The sequence below is a fragment of the Bradyrhizobium sp. SZCCHNS1022 genome (assembly GCF_032484835.1).
In the GTDB taxonomy this organism is placed as follows: domain Bacteria; phylum Pseudomonadota; class Alphaproteobacteria; order Rhizobiales; family Xanthobacteraceae; genus Bradyrhizobium.
Window position 1 is genome coordinate 780,128 of sequence record NZ_JAUETT010000002.1, and the last position, 20,373, is coordinate 800,500.

The window sequence follows — 20,373 nt, forward strand, 5'->3', positions numbered from 1 at the left end:
ATGGTCAATCCCGGATCGTATCGACGTTTTCGCAAGCTTCTGATTGCCAATCGCGGCGAGATCGCCGTGCGCGTGATCAAGACCGCGCGTGCGATGGGCCTCAGGACCGTTGCGGTCTATTCCGAAGCCGATCGCAACGCGATGCACGTCGCCTTGGCCGATGAGGCCGTGCTGCTCGGGCCGGCGCGGGCGCGTGACAGCTACCTCAATGTCGAGCGGCTGATCGAAGCCGCGCGGCAGACCGGGGCTGAAGCCGTTCATCCCGGCTACGGCTTCTTGTCGGAGAGCGCGGAATTCGCGCAGGCCTGTCTCGATGCCGGCCTTATCTTCGTCGGACCGACGCCTGACATGATCAGGGCGATGGGTTCGAAATCGGGCTCCAAGTTGCTGATGGAACAGGCCGGCGTGCCGCTGGTGCCGGGCTATCATGGTGAAGCCCAGGACGAGACAACGCTCGCGGACCAGGCGGCGCGGATCGGCTTTCCCGTCCTGGTGAAGGCGTCGGCCGGCGGCGGTGGACGCGGCATGCGGGTGGTGCATTCGGCCGGCGAGCTCGCGGCCGCAATCGCCAGCGCCAAGCGTGAGGCCAAGGCGGCGTTCGGAGACGACCGCTTGCTGATCGAGAAATTCGTCGACAACCCGCGCCACATCGAGGTGCAGATCATCGGCGACAGCCATGGCAATCTGGTCTCTCTGTTCGAGCGTGAATGCACCTTGCAGCGCCGGCACCAGAAGGTGGTGGAGGAGGCCCCGTCGCCGACCCTCGATGCCGTGCAGCGCGATACGGTCTGCGCGGCGGCGCGCCGGGCAGCTGCGGCGGTCGCCTATGTCGGTGCGGGCACGATCGAGTTCGTCTCCGACGGCAAGGATGTGTTCTTCATCGAAATGAACACGCGCCTGCAGGTCGAACACCCCGTGAGCGAACTGATCACCGGCATCGACCTCGTCGAGTGGCAGTTGCGCGTCGCGTTCGGCGAGGAGCTGCCGCTCAAGCAAGACCAGATCAGGCTGAACGGCCACGCCATCGAGGTGCGGGTCTACGCCGAAAATCCGGCCAAGAACTTCATGCCGTCGGTCGGCACGATCAAGACCTGGCGCTTGCCGGAGGAGACTTTTGGCCTTCGTATCGATGCAGGCTATCGCGAAGGCGATACCGTCTCGCCGTACTACGACGCCATGCTGGCGAAGGTGATCGCGTGGGCGCCGACGCGTGAGGCGGCCATCGACCGGCTCGATCGTGGTCTCGAGCAGACGGATGTCCGGGGTGTCATCACCAACATTCCGTTCCTGTCGGCGCTCGTGACGCATGCGAGTGTGCGCGCCAATGCCATCGATACCGGCTTCATCGAGCGTGAATTGCCGGCGCTTACCGGGTCGAGCGCAACTGTCGGTAATCTCGAGCTTTGCGCGGCGGTGGCCGCTATCCTCGTCGAGGAGCAGAGAGCAGCGGCGCATCAGGCGTCCTCGCCATGGTGCAGCGACGGCTGGATGCCGGTCGGCCGCCGGCGGCGTGTGTTCGCCTTCCGGGAGCGGCAAGGCGGCGAGTACGCGGTGACGCTCGCTTATGGGCGCGGCCCGTCGACGCTCACGGTCGGCGAACGCGAATTTGTGCTCGCATTTTCGACGACGGATGGTGGCGGTTTCGACCTTGTGCTCGACGGGCTGAAGTCCTATGTCGCCGCCGCCATCGAAGGTCACGAGCTCTACTTGCGCACCCGCAACGGCCGGTTCGAACTGCATTGGATCGATGCCTTCGGTGGCGATACCGAGGAGCAGACCGGCGAGGATAAGATCGTCGCGCCGCTGCCGGGCACCGTGGTCGCCCTGCTTGCGCAGGAGGGGGCCACGCTGGAAAAGGGCGCCGCGATCCTGACCTTGGAAGTCATGAAGATGGAGCAGACCTTGCGGGCGCCGTTCGCCGGCGTTCTCAAAGCCATCAAATGCAAGGTCGGCGACATCGTGCAGGAAGGCGCTGAGCTCGCAGACGTCGAGCCGTCATCCTAATCAGGGAGGCCGTCATGAGCGACAGAGTCCGGATCATTGAAATGGGTCCGCGCGACGGTCTGCAGAACGAAAAGACCCCCCTCAGCGTCGCTGACCGCATTGCCTTCGTGCGCGCGCTGGTGGACGCCGGCCTGACGACGGTCGAAGTCGGCGCCTTCGTGTCGCCCAAGGCGATCCCGCAGATGGTTGGCTCGGACGAGGTGATGCGCGCGGTGGCTCAGCTGCCCGGCGAGTTCCATGTGTTGGTGCCGAACGTGAAGGGCTATGAGGCGGCGCGGGCGGCCGGCGCCAGGGTCGTTTCGGTATTCGCAGCGGCTTCCGAGAGCTTTTCACGCGCGAATATCAACTGCTCGGTCGCCGAATCGCTCGAGCGCTTCAAGCCGGTGATCGCCCACGCCAAGGCCGACGGCATCAAGGTGCGCGGCTACGTCTCCTGTGTGCTCGGCTGTCCCTATGAGGGCGAGATCAAGCCGCAGGCGGTCGTCGACGTTGCGAAGGTCCTGTGGGAGCTCGGCTGCTACGAGATTTCGCTCGGAGACACCATCGGTGTCGGCACGCCGCGCAAAGCGCGCGAGATGTTGCGCGCTGTCGGCGGCGATGTGCCATCAGCGCATCTTGCGATGCATTTCCATGACACCTATGGCCAAGCGCTGGCCAATCTCTATGCCGGCATGGAAGAGGGGGTGCGCGTGATCGACGCCGCGGCCGGTGGCCTCGGGGGTTGTCCGTTCGCGCCGGGCGCAACCGGCAATGTCGCGACGGAGGACGTGGTTTACATGCTCGAAGGCATGGGCATCCGGACCGGCGTCGATATGGCAAAACTGCTGGCCGCCACCAACGAGATCAGCCGATTGATCGGCCGCCCGCCCGCGAGCCGCGTGGCGAACGCGCTCAATGCAAAAGCCAAGAGGGCGACTAGGGAGTAGCAAATAGGGGATGGTCCCTATTCGCTACTCCCGTGCGCGACTTGCAATCTCGGCCGTGTCAGCGGCTGAGATCTGGTCCCATCACGAGGTCCGGCAGCAGGGTCGAGATCTGTGGGACGAAGCAGAGCAGCAGCACTGCGCCCATCATCAGCAGCACGAAGGGCAGTGTGCCCCAGATCACCTGGCTCAAGGGGATATCAGGCGCGACATTCCTGATCACGAAGATGTTGAGGCCGACCGGCGGATGGATGAGGCCCATCTCCATCACGATCGTCATCACAACGCCGAACCAGATGATGTCGAAATTGGCTGCCCGCAGCGGTGGCAGAATGATCGGGGCCGTCATCAGAATGATCGACACCGGCGGCAGGAAGAAGCCGAGCACGATCACCATCAGCAGGATCGCCGCCAATAGGCCCCAGCGCGGCAACTGCATGGCGACAATGGATTCGGCTGCCGATTGCGAGATGTGCAGATAGCTCATCACGTAGGAATAGAGCAGCGACATGCCGATGATCAGCATCAGCATGGTCGATTCCCGCAGGGTCGCCTTCATGATCGGGGCAAGATCGGTCGGCCGCCACACGCTGTAGATCAGCGCGATCAGAACCAGGGCCAGAATGCCGCCGAGTCCCGCCGTCTCCGACGGCGTGGCAAAGCCGCCATAGAGCGCAACCATGACGCCGGTCAGCAACAGCACGAACGGGATCACGCGCGGCAGCACCGAAAAGCGCTGGGCGAGGGTGAAATCGTCCTCGGCCAGGATCGGGGACCAGGTGCCCGCTTTCTCGTAAGCAAGCTTGGCGGCGGCATACTCCTGGCGGAAACGGATCACGGCATAGCCGCCGAACAGCAGCACCAGCAGCAGGCCCGGTCCGATGCCGGCGAGGAACAGCCGGCCCAGCGACTTCTCGGCAGCGATCGCAAACAGGATCATCGTGATCGAGGGCGGCAGCAGGATCCCGAGCGTCCCGCCGGCTGCGATGATCCCGGCCGCGAAGCCGCCCGAATAGCCGCGCTTGCGCATTTCGGGGATGCCGGCCGAGCCGATCGCAGAGCAGGTCGCCGGTGACGAGCCCGCCATGGCAGCGAACAGCGCGCAGGCGAAGACGTTGGCGACGCCGAGCCCACCGGGCACGCGGTGCAGCCAGGCATGCAGCGCGGAATAGAGATCCTGGCCAGCCCGCGAGCGGCCGATCGCCGCCCCCTTCAGAATGAAGAGCGGGATGGACAGCAGCGTGATCGAGGCCATCTCCTCGTAGACATTCTGCGTCACCGTATCCAGCGAGGCGGTGGGCATGTAGATGGCCATGAACACGACGGCGACCGCGCCGAGCGCAAAGGCGATCGGCATGCCGGAGAACATCGCAACCAGCGTTGCCACTCCGTAGGACAGCCCGATTCCAAACACGCTCATCGGCGCGCTCCGGTCAGGGGCTTTACGATCTGCAGCAGGATCTGCAGGCAGAGCAGGGTCATTCCAGAGGCCATGAGAAAGTAGGGAATTGCAAGGGGGGGCGACCACATCGAGTTGGAGACCTGGCCGTCTTCCCAGGCCTCGTTGGTCAAGGTCCAGGATTTCCAGGTGAAGAATGCGCAGAACAGAAAGCTCACGACGTCGACAAGCCAGAGCCGGATCCGATTCGCGAAGGGCGACATCAGCCCGACGAAGGCTTCGATGCTGACGTGACCGCGATGCTCCTGCACATAGGCCGAGGTCATGAAAGTGGCGCCGACCAGCAGGAACACTGCCGCTTCGTCCTGCCAATAATTAGCGGCCCTGAACAGGGCGCGGCCGATCACGCTATAGCTCAGGATGACGCAGGCTGCGACAAGCGCAACTGCCGCGAGCACGACGATGATGCGATTGACGAACGCGAGGCCCCGTTCGACTCCCGCCAGCGGACCGCCAGCGGGAATCTGCTGAGTGATCTCGCGATCCGGAGACGGACCGTGCATCATGCTGCAACGTCGGAGGCGAGCTTCAACAATTTGCCGGCTGTCGCGGTCCGCGCGCCATAATCCTTCCAAGCGGTGTCACGGGCAATATCGCGCCACTTGTTGACCGTTTCGAGATCGAGCTCCACGACCTTGGCGCCGGCCTTTTCGTAGACCTTCGTGACCTCGACGTCGTCGGCTTGCGCACCCTTGCGGCCAAAGTCCTCGAGCTCGGCGCCGACGGCGAGGATGATGTCCTGGTGGTTCTTCGGGAGCTTGTCGAAGATCGCCTTCGACATCATGAGCGGCTCGAGCATGAACCAGTAGGACGCTTTCGCACCGGAGGTCAGGAATTTCGAGACTTCCTCCAGCCGGAACGAGATCAGGCTGGTCGATGAGGTGATGCCGGCGTCGCAGGCGCCCGTCTGCATCGCGGTGTAGATTTCATTGGAAGGCACCGAGAGCACCGAGGCGCCGGCGGTCTGCAGCACCATGTCCATCTCGCGTGAGCCGCCGCGGACCTTCATGCCTTTGGCGTCCTCAGGCGCAACCAGCGCGCGCGTACGGCTGGCGACACCGCCGGCCTGCCAGATCCAGCTGAGCAGGATGATGCCCTTGTCGGCCATGAAGTCGGTCATCGCCTTGCCGACTGGCGAGGTCTTCCAGCGCGCGCCCTGATCGTAGGTGGTGACCAGGCCCGGCATCAGCGCGATATTGGTCTCCGGTACCTCGCCCCCCGCATACGGCATCGGGTAGAGGCTGATATCGAGCGCGCCCTTACGCATCGCGGAGAACTGCGCGACGGTCTTGACCAGCGACGAGTTCGGATAGATTTCCGCGACGAGGTCGCCGCCGGAGCGCTTGGCGACTTCCGCGGCGAACATCCGGCACAGACGATCGCGGAAATCGCCAGCGTCGATCGTGCCACCGGGAAACTGATGGGAGATTTTCAAGGTGGTCGCCGCTTGAGCTGTGCCAACTCCAAAACGCAGGACGGCGGGTGCGGCGAGGGCGGATGCGATGACGTGGCGACGAGAGAGCATGGTCTTCCTCTGGACAACTTCTGATTGGTGTTCCGGCTAAGCCGGTGGTTAAGAGACTCTCACCGGTCCTGCCGAAACACGTCTGGTCAATGACTCAGACCATTCGGGCCTGAACTGCAAGAGGTGAGATTTGTTGCGGTGCACTCTGGCCGATCTATCCCGGGACGCGACCCGTCCTAAGTGTCCTGAATCCGAGCTTCGCGCAGTTTCGCGGCGATTTCCCTTAAGCGAACTTCGGATGCGCGGGGAGTGAGAAGCGAATTTCTGAACCACACTAACATGCTCTTCACGGGCGAAATTGTGTCGTCATTCAGGAATTCCAAACACCGCGCTCAAAAGTGTCGGAGTGACACCGATCGAAAAATCTCCGAAGCACGTAACAAAGTCCAGTGGGGAAACGTCGAGAACACGAGCGACATCGCGTCGCTGGCGAAACCACTCCTAAGGAAGGATCATCATGACCACCCGGACCCGTATCTTGCTTGGAATTTCCGCAATTGCCTTCTCGCTGAACGTCGCGCTGGCGCCGGTCGCTTTTGCCGAGGACAAAATGGGCAAGGACGAGATGAAGAAGGACACAATGCACGATGGCATGAAGAAAGACGCCATGTCGAAGGACGGCATGAAGAAGGGAGATGCCATGTCCAAGGACAGCATGAAGAAAGACGACGGCATGATGAAGAAGAACTAGTGCCGCAGATATTGAAGTCCGTGAGTCACTCGCGGCGAAATTCACGGACTTCAGATCGAGAAGCGGTACTGGGATGGTTTCCCGGTGCCCATGACTGTTCGAACTCCGTAGAGTGTCGCGGCGATGCGCGCGGACTTCGGCGCGTGGGCACTGGAGCACGATACGAGCTGGAGCAAGATACGGAGTTTGTGGCGGCTGTCCCGCGTGACACACGCCGATCGCGTTGGCGCGGAGACGATGCTCAACCAAGGACCCTCACGGGCGGTGGTGCTTCAATTGATCGCATGCGCTCCGTGGAGGCGGGCAGGGGCCATGCCTGCGGCGAGCCTGGCCGTCGCTGGGCTCATTGCAGGTAATGCATCGCGAGCGCGCCCCAGCAAATCCGGTGTGCGCTCGCTGATACGGCCGCAGATCGCGGACCTGGCAATGCATCGTGCCTTGACGCGATTCACGGCGTCAGACAATTGACGCTGTCAGACGATGCGCAAGTTCGTCAGGACGAGGTCGGACCGCCGAGCCCCGCCCGCCTTGCGTTGTCTCTATCGCTTCTTGCCGCGTGCCTTGCGCGCAGCGTAACGTGCGTCGCGTTTTGCCTTCTGTTCGGCCTCGATCTCAGCCTGGCGCGCGGCAGCTTCTTCCGCCTCGCGGGCCAATCGGGCAGCTTCGGCCGCTTTGGCCTCTTCCTCGAGCCGCTTCTGTTCAGCCTTGGCCGCTTCGCGCGCCAAACGTGCCTCTTCGCGCCGTGCTGCCACGGCTTCCCGCTCGAGGCGACGCTTCACCATTTCCGGATCGTCCGGCTTGGGCTGGGCGCGGAATTTCTCCAAGATCGACTTGCGCGCGTCTTGGGCCGCCTTTTGCCGGTCGGCAAATCCGGGTTCCTTAAATCCTCTCATCGAATGTGGTCGCTTCGCGTGGCTGTTTGGGTTGCTTGTGGGATCGGTGGTTGGGCGTCACCGTCGATTCGCCGTTCAGCGATCTCTTGATCAAGCATGAGGGCGCGACGGGAGCCAGTGTGTACAGGATCGCATACCCAGATGACAATTGGTTTATCGCCATTGCAGCCCGTAATGCGATCTCCATTTTAGCTGCCCACGGTGAGCCGGATCGGCCGGTTGTGGTTGAAATCACAAATTCAGGGCAGCAGGCGCCGTTTTGCGCTTCCAAAGGAGCCACCGGGCATGACCTCATTGTCGTCGAGGCGCATAAGGCTGGCGCTTGCCGTCGCGATCGCGATCGTCGCCGCCAGCGCCAGCGTGATGGCAACTGTCGTGACGCAGCCGACGTCGGTCGCAAGCCGGGTCCTCGGTGTCGATTGGCAGTGCCAGCAGTTGATATGGCTGACCACCTGCACCTATGTTGGGCCGGCGGTGCCGACCAAGGCGCATGTCGGTTTACGCGGCGTCTGACCAGGAGCCTTCCTTGAGTGATCCGAACGCCGACAATGGCAGGCGAGGCGCGATCGCCGGGCTGCTTATTGCCGCCGCGATGCTCGCTTTCGGCCTTTGGCTGGCGCACGACCTGACGGCCGCGAGCAAGATGCAGGACTGCCTGATGTCCGGCCGAACCAATTGCAATGTGATCGAGCCGGCCCGCTGAAGTCCGCCCGATCAGGACAGCGAGCCCGCTCTATTGTGGCGGAGATGAGGCGGATTGTTTCCGTAAGCCGCTAAGCAAATCATGGACATAGCGCGTGAAGTTGAGATCGGGCTGCGGGATTCGCCGCAAAATCGGCGTGATCTTGCCGATCTGTCGGGACGGTGGCCGGCAGGTGCTTCGCTTCATGCGATCTCGACAGATCGCAGTTCTCAAGGCGTTGCCGCGGCCAGTGCAAGGGATAGGCGAGCGAGGAAGGCGAGAATGAGGGCATTCAACCGAATAAGAACGTTGCTGCCTGTGATGTCGCTTGTGACGGCATTTTCGCTGTCCGCGCAGGCGCAGGAGCAAAACGGCCCGGGAGGCCATCCGGTCCCGCGGGGCGCGCCGGCGCCGGCAGCACGCCCGTCCGGGCCTGGTCCCGCTGCCGGTCATGCCGCCGGCCCGCGGCAGGTCGGCCCGCACCCGACCGGGCCTGTGGCCGGCGGCGGGCCGGACGCCCGCTTCGCCCGCGGCGCCGTCGTGGCCCGTGACTTCGGCGGACATCCGTATCGGGGCCGCCTCGGCTGGGAAGGTGGGCGCTGGCGCCACGAAGTCCATGATGGCCGGGACGGCTGGTGGTGGGATGTCGGCGGGGTCTGGTACTACTATCCAGAGCGCTTGGAGGGGCCGCCGACCTACGTCTCCGAGGATTATGCCGACGACATCGTCTATGCCCCAGCGCCGGCCTATGCGCCGCCGCCGGTCGCCTACGAACCGGCTCCGCCTCCGCCTCCCGCGGATCCCGGCGCCAGCGCGCTTGGCGGCGCGATTGTCGGTGGCGTGCTCGGCGGCCTGCTGACGGGACGCGCTAGCGGGGCCGCGGCCGGCGCGGTGGTTGGCGGCGCGACCGGCGCCCTTGTCGGGGCGACGGCGGCGTCGCGTCCCGGCTACTACCTCTCGCAGGGAGGCTGCTATTATCGTTATCCATCCGGTGAGTACGTTGCGGTCGATCCGCGCTCCTGCGATTGAGGCCGGGACCGCCATCTCTCAAGGCGACTTTGTCAGAAGCCGGGGTGCTCCGCGCCTCGGCTTTTTCGTGACAGCACGTGGCGGCAGACGAAAGGACGACCGGAAAGCCCCACGAAACCAATTTGGGCGGCGAACGACATCGTGCTGAAACAAAGGCCGATCAGCCTCTCCAAGCAGTCACGCGCCCTTCGACGTCAAAAGCGAAGTGCGCCAGTGGTTTGGATGGCGGCCATGCTTGCGGAAAAATTCATCTTGGTGCTGGAAACGCTAAGAAGCCGGAGCGCTCGGGACGGGAGTTGGCGGGTGGTGAGCACGTCGCCTCATGTTCCGGTCCAGCTGCCGCGAGGTAGCTCGGATTCGCGATCGAACCGCACTTGAGGTATCACGCGGTGTGTCTCGGTCGAGCCGGACCGGCGCCGGTGGGAGCAACGAATTGCTCAACAATGATTCGGGCTGTGCAGTGTCTGTCGCCGACCGGACGTTATGCGCGCGTGACGAACACCACACCGCATTTTCAGGATGATGCCTCCCGCGTTTTGGTCTGAGACGGAAGCGGCCTCGGCTCTGGAGGACCGCTCCTCCCCGCATCCTCCGGCTCGCTCTTGGTGAAGACGATCTCCTGGTGAGGCGCCGCAAGCTCGTCCGGCGCCGCCTCGCAGGCTTTGATCTCGAAATCATTGTCCAGGATCTTTTCGCCGTGCGTACCGAGCGTGATGAGATCCGCACGCTCCGCCGCTTCCCAGACCTCTCGTTCGGTCCGAAACGGGCGCGTCAATCTTTCATCGTTTTCGAACAGAGCGTAGGGCACCACACACTCCGGATCGCAGCATCCGCAGCGGTCCATCGTACGTTCCGCCGCACACGGGGAAGGCCCGTGCCGGTCGTCAACGACTCTGGACCGGCGGTGTTCCCAGTGATGAACGGGCAGCTCTATGAATTGTGAGGCGGCCAGAGAGCATCAGAAACCCGGAGCGGGGAACGATGCCGGCGTGGCCTCATTGACCGCTATCCAGGTCATCGAGGGAGCATGCGATGGATTTGTCAGGAAAGAAGATCGCGATTTTGGCCACCAACGGATTTGAGCAGTCCGAGTTGGAAGTGCCGCGCGACCGCTTGAGACAGGCCGGTGCGACCGTGGAGATCGTCTCGCCGGTCGGCGGAGAGATCAAGGGCTGGGACCAGAAGGATTGGGGCCAACCGGTCAAGGTGGACAGGACCCTCGAACAAGCATCGGCGTCAGATTACGACGCGGTCGTGCTGCCGGGTGGACAGATCAACCCAGACCTGCTGCGCGTCGAGCCAAGGGCACTGAAGTTCATCAAGGATATTTTCGAGGCGAAGAAAATCGTCGCGGCAGTCTGCCATGCGCCGTGGTTGCTGATCGAAACCGGGATTGCCAAGGGCCGCAAGATGACCTCCTACAAGTCGATCAAGACCGACGTCGTGAACGCCGGTGCCACCTGGGTGGAGGCTGAGGTGGTGGTCGATCAGGGCGTGATCACCTCGCGCTATCCCGGTGACCTCGAGGCATTCAGCGCCAAGATCATCGAGGAGGTCAAGGAAGGGCGCCACCTGCAGCGGAGCGCTGCTTGACGGTCAGGCAGGGGCTGGGCTTGGCGGTCCAACCTCAGAGCAACGTCAACGGCCCCGGCGCTCGATGGGGCCGAACGCCGGGGCCGCATTCCACACGGAGTGCTCCCGACGTGATGGGGGAACGCTGCCGGGAGCGGAGAGAAGACGCTCCGCGGCGTCGAATGTTCCTAATGTGGTGCCGCGATTGTCATGCCGCTTGATCTGCTGCTCATTCCGAGAGCGATAGATCGAATCCTATAAAGCCAGGGCTGGCTCTTTGGGCAGATCGCCCGGCGGGCCGCTGTGCCAGGTCAACGAGCAAGATCAACGAGCAAGGTCAACTCGGCGCGCATCGCCGACTCCCGTCCCACACGAAGCGTGCGGCACGGAAGCGTTCCGTGCGATTCCGGAACTTCCATTCCTCTCATTGGTTGCCCGCCTTATTCGCCGGAGATCCCGCCATGAGACGGAAAGCAAAGGTCGAGCAGTATGATGCACCGGCCGGTGGCTGGGGCTCGCTGCATGCGGTCGCCAGCATTCTGACCCAGGAGGAGGTTGCGCTGCTCGGCAGCGAGATCCTGCTCAAGCAGAACAAGCCGGACGGATTCATATGCGTGAGCTGCTCATGGGCCAAGCCGGCGAAACCTCGTCCGTTCGAATTCTGCGAGAACGGCGCCAAGGCGACGGCGTGGGAGATCACCCGAAAGACCGTCGGGCCGGAGTTCTTCGCCTCGCATACGCTGAGCAAATTAAGAACGTGGTCCGATCACCAGTTGGAAGAGCAGGGGCGCCTGACCCATCCGATGCGCTGCGATCCGGGATCGGACCGCTACGTTGCGGTGGTCTGGGAGCAGGCCTTTCGCGATATCGGTGTCGAGCTGAAGCGGCTCGATCCACGTTCGGTCGTGATGTACACGTCGGGAAGGGCCTCGCTCGAAGCCAGCTACATGTATCAGCTGTTCGGACGCATGTACGGGACCAACAATTTCCCCGACAGCTCGAACATGTGCCACTGAGTCCACCTCAGTCGCTTTGCCGGAGGTGATCGGCGTTCCCGTCGGCACCGTACTGCTGCCGGATTACGAGAAGGCCGACTGCATCCTGTTCTTCGGCCAGAACACGACGACCAATTCGCCGCGCATGCTGCACCCGCTGGAGGAGGCGGCGAAGCGGGGCGTCCCCATCATCACGTTCAATCCATTGCGCGAACGGGGCCTCGAGCGGTTCACCAATCCGCAGAACCCGGTTGAGATGCTGCTGACAGGCGGGACGCGGATCAGTACGCAATATCATCAGCTGCGCATTGGCGGCGATGGTGCGGCCCTGCTCGGTCTCTGCAAGGCCGTGATCGAAGCCGACGACGCGGCACTTGCTACCAAGAGCCCACGCGTGCTCGACGTGATGTTCATCGAACAGCACACGTCGGGCTTCGATGAATTCGCCAATTATTGCCGCCAGGCGTCATGGAGCGAGATCGAGCGCGCGTGCGGATTGCGCCGGTCCGAAATCCTCGAGGCGGCAAAAGTCTACGCCAAGGCTCACGCGGTGATCGCCAATTACGGCATGGGCATCACCCAGCATCGGCACGGGGTCGAGACGGTCAAAGATCGACCGAGCACGATCCTGCCATTCTTTGCCTGCCTCCGTTGCTGCAAGCAAATTGAATCAGAGCCGAACCGATTTGGGAATCCCTCGCGATTCAACCCGATCGCAAACCGCTCTAGCCGACAGCGCGCTGCAGTGACGCCACAGCCGCCACGCCGGCATGCGTGGCGTGGCCATCCGTGCCCGTCGCTGTGCGCGCAATCGGCACGAGCAAGCGGCAGATCAGCCCCTCCGGCCGCCAATCGAACACGGCTTGGCCGCCGAGCTGGCTCTCGACGCTCGCCATCAGGCTGCGCGTGCCAAAGCCGCGCGAGGTCGGCACGTGCACCAGGGGGCCGCCGGTCTCCACCCAGACCAGATCGAGGTGGTCATCTTCGACGCTCCAGCTCACGGAGATCTGCCCGGACAGCACCGAGAGCGCGCCATATTTCGCCGAGTTGGTGACGAGCTCATGCAGGGCGAGCGCAAGCGTCTGCGCGGTGGCCGGCTGCAGTTGCAGCTCCTCTCCCGAAGACGATATCTGCCCGCCGTTCGCGTAGGGAGCAACTTCTTCCGCCACCAGCCGGCCGATTTCAGCACCTTGCCAACTGGACAGCGACAGAATGGTGTGGACGCGCGCCAGCGCGCTGATGCGGCCTTCGACGGCCCGGACATAGGCCTGGACGTCCTCAGCGCGGGTCAGGCGGACGATCGACTGTGCCAACGCCAACGCGTTTTTGGCGCGATGGTCGACTTCCCGCGTCAGGAGCATCTGGCGCTCCTCGGCGTTCTTCCGATCGGTGATATCGACGGTGACCCCGCTGACGCGCAGGACCCGACCTGCCGTGTCGGTGGTCGCTGCGGCCGTCGCCACGCACCAGCGCTGCTCGCCGTCCGGCCGTTTGATTCGAAACTCCGCTTCGAATGACTTGGTCCCCTTGGAGAAATCGGCAATCATGTCCTGCAGGCGCACGGAATCTTCCGGGTGGCAGAGCGCCATGATGTTCGTCGAGTTGACTTCGAAGCTGTGGGGGTCAACGCCGAAGATGCGATACTGACCATCGTCCCACATCCAGTCGCCGTTGACGCCGTCCCAGTCCCACGAGCCCATCTTTCCGGCCGCTATCGCCATGCTGCGCCGTTGCTCGCTTTCGACGAGCTGTGCCGTCGAACGTTCGAGCTCGGCCGTGCGCGCGCGCACACGGTCCTCGAGCTCGGCGTTGAGACGCTCCAATTGCCGGGTCTTGCGATAGAGCTCCGCGAACACCTTGATCTTGGCGCGCAACACTTCCGGCACCACCGGAACCGGCACATAGTCGACCGCGCCCATCTCATAGCCGCGCAGGCGATCGAAGTCGCTGACCTGGATCGCCGATATGAAGATGATCGCGATCTTCTGGAAGCGTGGATGTTCCCGGATCATCGCGGCAAGCTCGAAGCCGTCAAGTTCGGGCATGCACACGTCGACCAGGATGACCGCGATCTCGGTCTTCAACAATATCTCCAGCGCTTCGCGGCCGGAGGTCGCGACGACGAGCTTTTCCCCGAGTTCCTTCAGGATGACTTCATAAGCCAAGAGCTTGGCTGGCTGGTCGTCGACCAGAAGGATGTTGATCTTTTCATGCTCCATCATCATCAACCGCTCAGCGATGCAGCCACATGCGGATCGCAAGGAGTAGCTGCTCGGTGTTGACGGGCTTGGCGAGATAATCCGATGCGCCGGCTTCGAGGCACTTTTCGCGGTCGCCCTTCATCGCCTTGGCCGTGAGCGCGATGATCGGAAGGCGGGCGAAGTTTGGATTTTGCCGGATCACGCCGATCGTCTGGTAACCATCCATCTGCGGCATCATGATGTCCATCAGCACGATTGCAATCGTCGGGTTGGTTTCAACGAGCTCGATCGCCTCGTTGCCGGTCGTTGCGGTCAGGACTTTCATGCCGCGTCGTTCCAGCACGCTCGACAGAGCAAAGATGTTCCGCGCGTCATCGTCGACCAGCAGCACGGTTCTGCCGATCAGGTCCTCGTCGGAACTGTTGAGCTTCTCCAGCATCCGCTGTTTCTCGGCCGGCAGTTCCGTGATCACGCGATGCAGGAACAACGACGTCTCGTCGAGCAGCCGTTCCGGCGATTCAACACCCTTGACCACGATGCTGCGAGCCATGGTGTGAAGTTCCGCGTCTTCTTCGGCCGAGAGTTCGCGCCCGGTGAAGACTACGACCGGCACGCCGGAGAGCGTAGGATCCGAGCGAAGCTGATCCAGCACGTCGAAGCCGCTCATATCAGGTAGACGCAGATCCAGTACCACGCAGTCGCAAGGAGAGCCGCGCAAGACACTGAGCGCATGGGCGCCCGTGTCGGTCGCGATGATCTCGATATCGTGGTGGTCGAGCAGTTCGCGGATGCTGAGCTGCTCGGCCGGGTTGTCTTCGACGATCAACAGGCGCTTGCGGCGCGGCTTGGCATATTCCTTGATCTGCGCCAAGGCTGCACTCACGCCCTCGGTCGTCGTCGGCTTGTTGACGAAGGAGAACGCGCCACGCGCCAGCGCATGCTGTCGGTCTTCATCCAGCGTGATGATCTGCACCGGAATGTGCCGGGTCAGCGGATTGTGCTTGAGCTGACTGAGGACGGTCCATCCCAGCATGTCCGGCAGGAACACGTCCAGCGAGATCGCCGCGGGCTGGTATTGCTTGGCAAGGTCGAGCGCTTCCGCGCCACGGCTGGCGACCAAGACCTTGAAGCCCTTGTCGCGCGCGAGATCGATCAGTACGCGCGCGTAGTGTGGATCGTCTTCGACGATCAGCAGGATCGTATCGCCGGGGTCGAGGTTAAGCCGGTCATCCGGGAGTTGCTCGATGACACGCTCCTGGGACGTCGGCTGCTGCAGGGTCGAAGACTGCGCATATTGGGACGAAGAGCCGGAGCTCGTGCGCGGCGCCACGGTCGGGCCGGCATATTTCAGCGGCAGATAGAGTGTGAACGTACTGCCTTTGCCGAGCGCGCTCCTGAGATGGATTTCTCCGCCGAGCAGGTTCGCGAGTTCGCGGCTGATCGCAAGTCCGAGACCCGTGCCACCGTATTTGCGGCTGGTCCCGGCATCGGCCTGCTGGAACGCCTCGAAGATCAGCTTCTGCTTCTCCTGCGGGATGCCGATGCCGCTATCGGATACTTCAAACGCGATCACGGCGGGCGCCGTGTTGAGGACGGGATGCTCAGCGCTCCAGCCGCCGACGGCGGCGGCGACCTTCAGGTGCACGCCGCCTTCGGCCGTGAACTTGAAGGCGTTGGAGAGCAGGTTCTTCAGGACCTGTTGCAGGCGTTTGGAGTCGGTGACGATGCTGCGCGCCAAATTCGGATCGACGTCGATGTCGAATGACAACTGGCGGTTCTCGGCTTCATGCCGGAACGGCCGTCCGACAGTCTCGAGCAGGTTGGACGTGAGGATCTCCTCCGCGTCGACCGTCACCGTGCCGGACTCGATCTTGGAAAGGTCGAGAATGTCGCTGATCAGGTTCAAGAGGTCGGTGCCAGCGCCATGAATGGTGCGGGCGAATTCGACCTGCTTGGCCGTCAGGTTGCCGTCGGGGTTTTCGGTCAGCTGCTGGCCTAGGATCAGGATGCTGTTCAGCGGCGTGCGCAGCTCGTGTGACATGTTCGCCAGGAACTCTGACTTGTACTTCGACGTGAGCGCGAGCTCGGTCGCCTTTTCTTCCAGCGCGCGGCGGGCCTGTTCGATTTCCTGATTTTTGCGCTCGACTTCGACGTTACGTTCGGCGAGCTGCTGCGCCTTCTGTTCGAGCTGCTCGTTGGTTTGTTGCAGCTCGCGCTGCTGCGCCTGAAGCTCGGCGGCGAGCTGCTGCGACTGCTTCAGCAGACCTTCGGTCTGCATCGTGGCTTCGATCGAATTGAGCACGATGCCGATGGAGTCGGTGAGCTGCTCCAGGAAAGTCATCTGCGAGGTCGTGAATGTCGTCAAGGACGCAAGCTCGATGACGGCCTTGACCTGGTTCTCGAACAGGACCGGCAGCACCACCAAATTCCTTGGGATAACGCGCATCAGCGCCGAGCCGACCGGGATGGCATCGGCGGGGATATCGGCGACGAGGCGCTGCCGCTTGTCCATCGCGCACTGGCCGACCAGGCCCTCGCCGAACTGCAGGACTTGCGGGTGGGGATAGATCCCATCATCGGCATAAGCGGCGAGCAGCCGCAGCTGCGGCGTATATTCGTTCTCGACCTGGTAGATCACGCCGCGATGCGCGTTGACCAGCGGCGTCAGCTCGGTCAGCAGCAGCCGGCCGACGGTGGTCAGGTCGCGCTGGCCTTGCAGCATGTTGGTGAATTTGGCGAGGTTCGTCTTCAGCCAATCCTGCTCGGTGTTGAGGTCGGTCGTGAGCCTCAGATTGGTGATCATCGTATTGATGTTGTCTTTGAGCTCCGCAACCTCGCCGCGCGCATCGACCTGAATGGTGCGCGTGAGATCGCCCTTGGTCACGGCGGTCGCGACCTCCGCGATCGCGCGGACCTGGGACGTCAAGTTGGCAGCCAACAGGTTGACGTTGCCGGTCAGATCCTTCCAGGTGCCGGCAGCGCCGGGCACATTGGCCTGGCCGCCGAGCCGGCCTTCCACGCCGACCTCGCGCGCCACGCTGGTGACCTGATCGGCGAAGGTCGCCAGAGTCTCCGTCATGTTGTTGATGGTCTCGGCAAGCGCTGCGACCTCGCCCTTCGACTTCACAGTCAGGTTCTGCTTGAGGTCGCCATCGGCGACCGCGGTCACGACCTTGACGATGCCGCGCACCTGTTCGGTCAGGTTGGCGGCCATGAAATTCACGGTGTCGGTCAAGTCTTTCCAGGTGCCGGCCACGCCGGGGACCTGGGCCTGACCGCCGAGCTTGCCTTCGGTGCCGACCTCGCGGGCGACGCGGGTGACTTCGCCGGCGAACGCGTTGAGCTGATCGACCATGGTGTTGATGGTGTTCTTCAGCTCGAGGATTTCGCCCTTCACATCGACGGTGATCTTGCGCGAGAGGTCGCCGCGCGCGACCGCGGTCGTGACTTCGGCGATGTTGCGGACCTGGGTGGTGAGGTTTGCCGCGAGCAGGTTGACGTTGTCGGTGAGATCCTTCCAGGTGCCGCCGACGCCTGGCACCACGGCCTGGCCGCCCAGCCGTCCCTCCGTGCCCACCTCGCGGGCGACGCGCGTCACTTCGGCCGCGAACGAGCGCAACTGCTCCACCATGGTGTTCAAGGTGTCCTTGAGCAGCAGGATCTCGCCACGCACGTCGACCGTGATCTTCTTCGAGAGATCGCCGCTGGCGATGGCGGTGGCGACGTCGGCGATGTTACGCACCTGCGCCGTCAGGTTCGAGGCCATGAAGTTGACGTTGTCGGTCAGGTCCTTCCAGGTGCCGGCGACGCCGGGCACTTCGGCCTGTCCTCCCAGCTTGCCTTCGGTGCCGACCTCGCGGGCGACGCGCGTCACTTCGGAGGCGAAGGCGTTGAGCTGGTCCACCATGGTGTTGATGGTGTTCTTCAGTTCGAGAATTTCGCCTTTGACGTCGACGGTGATCTTGCGTGAGAGGTCGCCGCGGGCCACGGCGGTCGTCACTTCGGCGATGTTGCGGACCTGGGCCGTGAGGTTGCCGGCCATCGAGTTGACGCTGTCCGTCAGGTCCTTCCAGGTGCCGGCGACGCCAGGCACGTTGGCCTGGCCGCCGAGCCTGCCTTCGGTGCCGACCTCGCGCGCGACGCGGGTCACTTCGCCCGCGAAGCGGTTGAGCTGGTCGACCATCGTGTTCAGCGTTTCCTTCAGGCTGAGGATCTCGCCGCGGACGTCGACTGTGATCTTGCGCGACAGGTCGCCCGAGGCGATCGCGGTCGCGACCTCGGCGATGTTGCGGACCTGGGCCGTGAGGTTGCCGGCCATCGAATTGACGCTGTCGGTCAAATCCTTCCAGGTGCCGGCGACGCCCGGCACTTCGGCCTGGCCGCCGAGCTTGCCGTCGGTGCCGACCTCGCGTGCGACGCGGGTGACTTCGCCCGCGAACGCATTGAGCTGGTCGACCATCGTGTTCAGTGTCTCCTTCAATTGAAGGATTTCGCCCGAAACATTGACCGTGATCTTTTTCGAGAGGTCGCCTTTGGCGACCGCGGTGGCGACTTCGGCGATATTGCGGACCTGGCCGGTCAGGTTGGACGCCATCGAGTTGACGCTGTCGGTCAGGTCCTTCCAGGTGCCGGCAACGCCGCGCACCATGGCCTGTCCGCCGAGCTTGCCTTCGGTACCGACCTCGCGTGCGACGCGTGTCACTTCACCGGCGAAGGCATTGAGCTGATCCACCATCGTGTTGATGGTGTCCTTCAACTCAAGGATTTCGCCGCGCACGTCCACGGTGATTTTCTTGGACAGGTCGCCATTGGCAACGGCGGTCGTCACCTCGGCGATGTTGCGGACCTGAGCCGTCAGGTTGGACGCCATCGAGTTGACGCTCTCTGTCAGGTCCTTCCAGGTACCGGCAACGCCGAGCACGTTGGCCTGGCCGCCGAGCCGGCCTTCGGTGCCGACTTCGCGGGCGACGCGCGTCACCTCGCCCGCGAAGGCGTTGAGCTGGTCGACCATCGTGTTCAGCGTCTCCTTCAACTGAAGGATCTCGCCCGACACGTTGACGGTGATCTTCTTGGAGAGGTCGCCGCCGGCGATGGCGGTGGCGACGTCGGCGATGTTGCGAACCTGCGCGGTCAGGTTCGAGGCCATGAAGTTGACGTTGTCGGTCAGGTCCTTCCAGGTGCCGGCGACGCCGGGGACCTGGGCCTGGCCGCCGAGCTTGCCTTCGGTGCCGACCTCGCGGGCGACGCGGGTGACTTCGCCGGCGAACGCGTTGAGCTGGTCGACCATGGTGTTGATGGTGTTCTTCAGCTCGAGGATTTCGCCCTTCACATCGACGGTGATCTTGCGCGAGAGGTCGCCGCGCGCGACCGCGGTCGTGACTTCGGCGATGTTGCGGACCTGGGTGGTGAGGTTTGCCGCGAGCAGGTTGACGTTGTCGGTGAGATCCTTCCAGGTGCCGCCGACGCCTGGCACCACGGCCTGGCCGCCCAGCCGTCCCTCCGTGCCCACCTCGCGGGCGACGCGCGTCACTTCGGCCGCGAACGAACGCAGCTGATCGACCATCGTGTTGATGGCCTCCTTCAACTGCAGAATTTCGCCGCGCACGTCGACGGTGATCTTCTTGGAAAGGTCGCCGTTGGCGACCGCAATCGTCACCTCCGCGATGTTGCGGACCTGGCCGGTGAGATTGTTGGCCATCGAGTTGACGCTCTCGGTCAGGTCTTTCCAGACGCCTGTCACCTCCGGCACCTGGGCCTGGCCGCCGAGCTTGCCTTCGGTGCCAACCTCGCGCGCGACGCGCGTCACCTCCGAGGTGAATACGCTGAGCTGCTTGATCATTGTATTGACGATGTTGGCGGACTGCAGGAACTCGCCGGCGAGCGGTCGGCCGTCGACATCGAGCTTCACGGTCTGCAGCAGGTCGCCTTGCGCAACAGCCGCAACGGCGCGCGTCACTTCGCGGGTGGGCCAGAGGAGATCGTCGATCAAGGTGTTGACCGAGTCTTCCATGTCGGCCCAGGAACCGGACGCAAGGCCAAACTTTACGCGCTGTCGCGTCTTGCCTTCGCGGCCGACCACTTGGCCGACGCGTTCGAGTTGCTGCGCCATGCGCTCGTTTGCGGCGATGATCTCGTTGAATATATCGGCGATCTTGCCGTCAATTCCGACATAATCGCCGCTCATACGAACTGAGAAATCGCCGGACCGCATCGCCTGCAGGGCGTGCAGCAGATCCTGTCGTGCGTCGGGCTTGCTCAGGCCGTTGGTGTTGCGCTTGGCCGGGCGCGGCACCGTCGGCGAGGCAGCTTCGGAATCGATGTCGCTCATCAAGTCCCCCAAACGCAAGTACATCCTCGCAAGAATCTGCGATGCAGACCTTGCACTTGCATAGAAGCTGT

Annotated in this window: 14 protein-coding genes and 1 pseudogene; 8 read left to right on the top strand and 7 right to left on the bottom strand. The window is 63.3% G+C overall.

The window, feature by feature from the left end; translation table 11 throughout:
• Entirely contained in the window at positions 1–2,004 is a 2,004-nt protein-coding gene (locus QX071_RS17205; RefSeq protein WP_315703830.1) for an acetyl-CoA carboxylase biotin carboxylase subunit, read from the top strand.
• 14 nt (positions 2,005–2,018) lie between these two features.
• Entirely contained in the window at positions 2,019–2,930 is a 912-nt protein-coding gene (locus QX071_RS17210) for a hydroxymethylglutaryl-CoA lyase (protein ID WP_315703831.1), read from the top strand.
• A 58-nt stretch (positions 2,931–2,988) separates the two neighbouring features.
• On the opposite strand, the gene QX071_RS17215 is transcribed toward QX071_RS17210, so the two are convergent.
• From QX071_RS17215 to dctP, 3 genes are read right to left on the bottom strand one after another with little or no spacing between them, the layout of a single operon-like run.
• Positions 2,989–4,347, bottom strand: coding sequence for a TRAP transporter large permease (locus QX071_RS17215; RefSeq protein ID WP_315703832.1), 1,359 nt, complete (start codon positions 4,345–4,347; stop codon positions 2,989–2,991).
• On the bottom strand, positions 4,344–4,892 hold the full coding sequence (locus QX071_RS17220; protein ID WP_315703833.1) for a TRAP transporter small permease: 549 nt from the start codon (positions 4,890–4,892) through the stop codon (positions 4,344–4,346). The genes QX071_RS17215 and QX071_RS17220 overlap by 4 nt, the downstream gene beginning before the upstream one ends.
• The gene (dctP, locus tag QX071_RS17225; protein WP_315703834.1) at positions 4,889–5,911 is read right to left on the bottom strand and encodes a TRAP transporter substrate-binding protein DctP; all 1,023 of its coding nucleotides are present in this window, start codon (positions 5,909–5,911) and stop codon (positions 4,889–4,891) included. The genes QX071_RS17220 and dctP overlap by 4 nt, the downstream gene beginning before the upstream one ends.
• A gap of 457 nt (positions 5,912–6,368) precedes the next feature.
• On the opposite strand from dctP, the gene QX071_RS17230 reads away from it, so the two are divergent.
• Complete coding sequence (locus tag QX071_RS17230) at positions 6,369–6,602, top strand: pentapeptide MXKDX repeat protein (protein ID WP_315703835.1); 234 nt, start codon at positions 6,369–6,371, stop codon at positions 6,600–6,602.
• 539 nt (positions 6,603–7,141) lie between these two features.
• Here QX071_RS17230 and QX071_RS17235 read toward each other — a convergent pair.
• Positions 7,142–7,495, bottom strand: coding sequence for a DUF6481 family protein (locus QX071_RS17235; RefSeq protein ID WP_315703836.1), 354 nt, complete (start codon positions 7,493–7,495; stop codon positions 7,142–7,144).
• Between the two features lie 285 nt (positions 7,496–7,780).
• On the opposite strand from QX071_RS17235, the gene QX071_RS17240 reads away from it, so the two are divergent.
• The 3 genes from QX071_RS17240 (at position 7,781) to QX071_RS17250 (ending at position 9,206) form a co-directional block, all read left to right on the top strand.
• On the top strand, positions 7,781–8,008 hold the full coding sequence (locus tag QX071_RS17240) for a hypothetical protein (protein WP_315703837.1): 228 nt from the start codon (positions 7,781–7,783) through the stop codon (positions 8,006–8,008).
• A complete protein-coding gene (locus QX071_RS17245; RefSeq protein ID WP_409977489.1) occupies positions 7,986–8,198 on the top strand; it encodes a hypothetical protein in 213 nt (70 codons plus the stop codon). The genes QX071_RS17240 and QX071_RS17245 overlap by 23 nt, the downstream gene beginning before the upstream one ends.
• A 261-nt stretch (positions 8,199–8,459) precedes the next feature.
• Entirely contained in the window at positions 8,460–9,206 is a 747-nt protein-coding gene (locus tag QX071_RS17250; protein ID WP_315703839.1) for a hypothetical protein, read from the top strand.
• 514 nt (positions 9,207–9,720) lie between these two features.
• Here the strand turns inward: QX071_RS17250 and QX071_RS17255 are convergent.
• Positions 9,721–10,014: a hypothetical protein gene (locus QX071_RS17255; RefSeq protein WP_315703840.1), complete on the bottom strand. Its 294-nt coding sequence runs from the start codon at positions 10,012–10,014 to the stop codon at positions 9,721–9,723.
• 224 nt (positions 10,015–10,238) lie between these two features.
• Between QX071_RS17255 and QX071_RS17260 the strand changes: the two genes are divergently transcribed.
• Positions 10,239–10,799 carry a type 1 glutamine amidotransferase domain-containing protein gene (locus QX071_RS17260; RefSeq protein ID WP_315703841.1) on the top strand — a complete coding sequence of 187 codons (561 nt, stop codon included), beginning with the start codon at positions 10,239–10,241 and terminating at the stop codon, positions 10,797–10,799.
• A gap of 440 nt (positions 10,800–11,239) precedes the next feature.
• Positions 11,240–12,383 (top strand): annotated as a pseudogene (locus QX071_RS17265) (molybdopterin-dependent oxidoreductase); the annotation flags it as partial.
• A 115-nt stretch (positions 12,384–12,498) separates the two neighbouring features.
• On the opposite strand, the gene QX071_RS17270 reads toward QX071_RS17265, so the two are convergent.
• Both QX071_RS17270 and QX071_RS17275 read right to left on the bottom strand, forming a co-directional pair.
• Positions 12,499–13,992, bottom strand: coding sequence for an HWE histidine kinase domain-containing protein (locus QX071_RS17270; RefSeq protein WP_315704279.1), 1,494 nt, complete (start codon positions 13,990–13,992; stop codon positions 12,499–12,501).
• Between the two features lie 13 nt (positions 13,993–14,005).
• Positions 14,006–20,302: a HAMP domain-containing protein gene (locus QX071_RS17275; RefSeq protein WP_315703842.1), complete on the bottom strand. Its 6,297-nt coding sequence runs from the start codon at positions 20,300–20,302 to the stop codon at positions 14,006–14,008.
• Positions 20,303–20,373 lie beyond the last annotated feature (71 nt).

Bases quoted from the DNA above. Each gene is read 5' to 3' on its own strand.
- QX071_RS17235 (WP_315703836.1), bottom strand. From the start codon at position 7,495: ATGAGAGGATTTAAGGAACCCGGATTTGCCGACCGGCAAAAGGCGGCC.
- dctP (WP_315703834.1), bottom strand. From the start codon at position 5,911: ATGCTCTCTCGTCGCCACGTCATCGCATCCGCCCTCGCCGCACCCGCC.
- QX071_RS17220 (WP_315703833.1), bottom strand. From the start codon at position 4,892: ATGATGCACGGTCCGTCTCCGGATCGCGAGATCACTCAGCAGATTCCC.
- QX071_RS17260 (WP_315703841.1), top strand. From the start codon at position 10,239: ATGGATTTGTCAGGAAAGAAGATCGCGATTTTGGCCACCAACGGATTT.
- QX071_RS17210 (WP_315703831.1), top strand. From the start codon at position 2,019: ATGAGCGACAGAGTCCGGATCATTGAAATGGGTCCGCGCGACGGTCTG.
- QX071_RS17250 (WP_315703839.1), top strand. From the start codon at position 8,460: ATGAGGGCATTCAACCGAATAAGAACGTTGCTGCCTGTGATGTCGCTT.
- QX071_RS17205 (WP_315703830.1), top strand. From the start codon at position 1: ATGGTCAATCCCGGATCGTATCGACGTTTTCGCAAGCTTCTGATTGCC.
- QX071_RS17275 (WP_315703842.1), bottom strand. From the start codon at position 20,302: ATGAGCGACATCGATTCCGAAGCTGCCTCGCCGACGGTGCCGCGCCCG.
- QX071_RS17240 (WP_315703837.1), top strand. From the start codon at position 7,781: ATGACCTCATTGTCGTCGAGGCGCATAAGGCTGGCGCTTGCCGTCGCG.
- QX071_RS17215 (WP_315703832.1), bottom strand. From the start codon at position 4,347: ATGAGCGTGTTTGGAATCGGGCTGTCCTACGGAGTGGCAACGCTGGTT.
- QX071_RS17270 (WP_315704279.1), bottom strand. From the start codon at position 13,992: ATGGAGCATGAAAAGATCAACATCCTTCTGGTCGACGACCAGCCAGCC.
- QX071_RS17245 (WP_409977489.1), top strand. From the start codon at position 7,986: ATGTCGGTTTACGCGGCGTCTGACCAGGAGCCTTCCTTGAGTGATCCG.
- QX071_RS17230 (WP_315703835.1), top strand. From the start codon at position 6,369: ATGACCACCCGGACCCGTATCTTGCTTGGAATTTCCGCAATTGCCTTC.